Genomic DNA, 1,821 nt, shown 5'->3' with positions numbered 1-1,821 from the left:
TCTATGATTTGAACGATCCCGTTTGCGGCTCTCCTTAAAGCAAAAGGATCATTCGAGCCGGTCGGGATCATATTTACTCCGAAAATCCCGCAAACAGTATCCAATTTATCAGCAATCGCCACCAGAGAACCTGACAAGGTTTCAGGCAGGAAATCATTTTGTCTGCGTGGGAGATAATGCTCAAAAATTGCTTCCGTAACTTCCTTTTCTTCACCACTTTTGAGAGCATAATTTTTCCCGATATAACCCTGAAGTTTGGTGAATTCTTTTTCTCCAAGCATCAAGGTCACGAGATCTGCTTTACAAAGATGAGCAGATCTTTTAGCTTTTCTTTTTAAAGCTTCGGATAAATTTAACTGATCGGAAAGAAAGTCAGTGATGTTTTCCATCCTTAAGGTTTTATCGAACAAACTACCCAATTTTTCCTGAAAGGTAACATCTTTCAATTTGGGAATATAAGTTTCCAAAGATTGTTTTGTGTCTTCATAAAAATAAAATTCAGCATCTTCAAGACGGGCTTTGATAACTTTTTCATTCCCTGCTTTGATCAGATCTGAAAATTCCGGATTTCCATTGGATATAAAGACAAATTTATTAACAAGCTGACCATTTTTATCTTGAACTGCAAAATACTTTTGATGTTCCGACAAAGTTGAGATAATGACTTTTTCCGGTAATTCAAGATATTTTTTTTCATATTCAGCTATAACTGCAGTTGGATATTCGACCAGATCTATAACTGTTTCCAGGAGTTTTTTATCTTCGATCAACTCATCATCTGAATCTTTAAAAATGTCTTTCAATTGAGTTTGGATAAGATCTTTTCTTTCCTGACGATTTGGGATAACATAAACTTTTTTTAAAGAGGATTCATAATCAGAAGTTTTATTAATTTGAACTTTGTTGGAAAGTTTTTGGAAGCGATTCCCAAAAGAATCATTTCCTGCTTTGATATCGTTAATTTCAACCGGAACGATTTTATCTCCGAAAATAGCGACCAACCAACGGATCGGACGCGCAAAAGCAAGTTTTTTATCACTCCATTTCATCGCTTTGGGAAAGGAAATCTTACCGAGTAATTCCGGGATGACGGATGCGAGGATCGCATCAGTTTTTTCACCCTTGATTTCCAACTTTACTGCTATTTTTTCACCTTTAGGTGTTTGTTTGAAAAAGATATCATTTTCTGTTGCTTTTGCTCCCCGCAAAAATCCGGAAGCAGCCTTGGTTAGATTTCCATTTTCATCAAAGGAAACAGATTTTGCGGGACCCACTCTCTCGATTATTTCATCTTTTTGAAAAGATTGCAGATTCGATATTTTAATAGCAAACCTTCTGGGTGTCGAATAAAGAAAAATATCATCAAAAGATAGTTTTTTCTCTTTCAAACGAGAACGAAAAAAATCTTCGATCTTTTTCATCGCTCCGAAAATATAACCTGCTGGAATCTCTTCGACTCCAATTTCTAATAAGAATTCTTTAAATTCCATACACTTACCTATAAAGGTGTCAAAATTTTAAAACTCGATTTTATTGTCTATTATTTCTTTTTGGAAAATTCAAGGTTAAAAGATGTTGCTTAACCACAAAGTCACAAAGTCACGAAGGATGACATAAAGAAGGCACAAAAATCGTAAATCAACTTGCCAAGTTGATCCCAGCAAAAAAACTAATTACTTTTTTTCATCAAATTAAATTCTTAAGTTTCGCAGTTCGATATTCACCATTATAAAACGAATTAGAATTTCAAATTTATCAAACAAGCAGATGTTAATTTATTAATTATGAGGGAGTTAACCATAAATTTCCATTTTTTATCAT

At 34.1% G+C, this 1,821-nt stretch carries 1 protein-coding gene; it reads right to left on the bottom strand.

Annotation, left to right across the window (positions count from 1 at the left end; all coding sequences use genetic code 11):
- A partial coding sequence (locus tag ENL20_07815) for a glycine--tRNA ligase subunit beta (protein ID HHE38467.1) occupies window positions 1-1,490 on the bottom strand: 1,490 nt, incomplete at its 3' end.
- Window positions 1,491-1,821 lie beyond the last annotated feature (331 nt).

The organism is Candidatus Cloacimonadota bacterium (genome assembly GCA_011372345.1).
GTDB lineage: Bacteria > Cloacimonadota > Cloacimonadia > Cloacimonadales > TCS61 > DRTC01.
This window is presented reverse-complemented; position numbering and strand designations above follow the sequence as displayed.